The following is a 1,820-nucleotide window of genomic DNA, read 5'->3' as shown; positions in this document are numbered from 1 at the left end:
CGTCGGGCCGTGGGGCTTCGGGGCGGGCTGGCGTACCGGGGTGGCCGATGACGTGGCGATGCCCGCCGGCGCGGCCGCGCGGCCCCAGTCGCGCTGCCGCCCGGCGCCGGGGCCAAGGCCGGGTCGGCAGCGCCGGAGCACTCCACCACCAACAGCCACGAGCCGGGGGCGGACGAGCCGGACCTGGTGAAGACCGACGGGCGGCGGATCGTCGTGGTCAGCCAGGGCATGCTGCGGGTGGTGGACGCCGCCAGCCGCGTGGTCACCGGGCGGCTCGACCTCTCCGCGGGGGAATCGGGCCGCCGATGGTGGCCGGAGAGCAGCCTGCTGCTGCACGGGAACCGGGCGCTGGTGCTGGTCCGGCCCGCGCCGGAGGTGGTCCCGGCGACCGACCGTCCGCTCGACCCCGACCGCCCGGCCGACCCCGACCGCCCGACCAGCCCCGACCGTCCGGAGGGGCCGGAGGGGCCGCGCCTGCTCCTGGTCGACCTGGCCGGGCAGCCCACGGTCGTCGGGACGTACCGGATCGACGGGAGCCTGCTGGACGCCCGCCAGACCGGCGCGACCGCCCGGGTCGTGGTCCGCTCGCAACCCCGGCTCTCCTTCCCGTACGACGAGCGGCGCAGCGACGCGGAGCGGACCACCGTCAACCGGGCGGTCATCGCCCGGGCCGGCCTGGACGCCTGGCTGCCCCGCTACGAGTGGACGGTCGGCGGGGAGCGCCACAGCGGCCGGGTCGGCTGCGACCGGCTGAGCCGGCCGGCCGCCACCAGCGGCACCGCCCTGCTGACCGTGCTCAGCTTCGACCTGGCCACCGGCCGGCTGGGCGACGGCGACCCGGTCACCGTCGCCTCGGACGCCGACACCGTCTACGGCACCGCCGACAGCCTCTACCTCGCCGGCGCGGGCGGCGCCGGCTGGCGGCCCGGTTGGGACGGGATGCGGCGGCCCGGGCCGGAGCGCACCGACATCTACCGGTTCGACACCGCCGGCCCCGGCCGGCCCCGCTACGCGGCCGCCGGCAGCGTGCCCGGAACGCTGCTCAACCAGTACGCCCTCTCCGAGTGGCAGGGCCACCTGCGGGTGGCGACCACCCGCGCGGGGTCGGCGGCCGGGACCGAGTCGGCCGTGCACGTGCTCGCCCGGCGGGGCGACCGGTTGACGGAGACCGGCCGGGTCGACGGCCTCGGCCGGGGCGAACGGATCTACTCCGTACGCTTCCTCGGCGGCACCGGATACGTGGTGACCTTCCGCCAGACCGACCCGCTCTACGCGCTCGACCTGACCGACCCGGCCGCCCCCCGGCGCACCGGCGAGCTGAAGATCAACGGCTGGTCGGCGTACCTGCACCCGGTGCCGGGCGACCGCCTGCTCGGCGTCGGCCAGGAGGCGGACGACCGGGGCCGGGCGCAGGGCCTCCAGGTCTCGCTCTTCGACGTGCACGACCCGGCCCGACCCGCCCGGCTGGCCCGCCACCACGTGCCCGGCGGCGGCTCGGTGGCGGAGTTCGACCCGCACGCGTTCCTGTTCGACCCGACCACCGGACTGGTGGCGCTGCCGCTGAACACCGGCGGCGTCCGCCTGCTGACCGTGACCGACACGGGGATCGCCGACGTCGGCACGATCACCCTGCCGCAGGGCGGCGCCGCCAGCCGGTCCCTGCTGATCGACGGCCGGCTGTGGGCCGTCTCCGACACCGGGCTGGCGGTCATCGACCCGGCGACGGCGCGCGGCCTCGCCTGGCTGCCCTGGACCTGACACCTCCCTCCCCGGCGGTGGGTCCGGGAGCCGCACCGGCTTCCGGCCCCCACCCGCCGCTC

At 77.7% G+C, this 1,820-nt stretch carries 1 protein-coding gene; it reads left to right on the top strand.

Going from position 1 to position 1,820, the window contains the following annotated elements; all coding sequences use genetic code 11:
- The first annotated feature begins 93 nt into the window (after positions 1 to 93).
- Positions 94 to 1,758 (top strand): beta-propeller domain-containing protein, encoded by a 1,665-nt coding sequence (locus tag JNW87_RS38205; RefSeq protein WP_375373608.1) that lies wholly within the window; start codon positions 94 to 96, stop codon positions 1,756 to 1,758.
- Positions 1,759 to 1,820: the final 62 nt, after the last annotated feature.

The sequence above is a fragment of the Micromonospora sp. ATA51 genome (genome assembly GCF_016802855.1).
Lineage (GTDB): Bacteria > Actinomycetota > Actinomycetes > Mycobacteriales > Micromonosporaceae > Micromonospora > Micromonospora sicca.
Note: the sequence above shows the minus strand (reverse complement) of the source record. Positions and strands in the feature narration are given on the sequence as shown.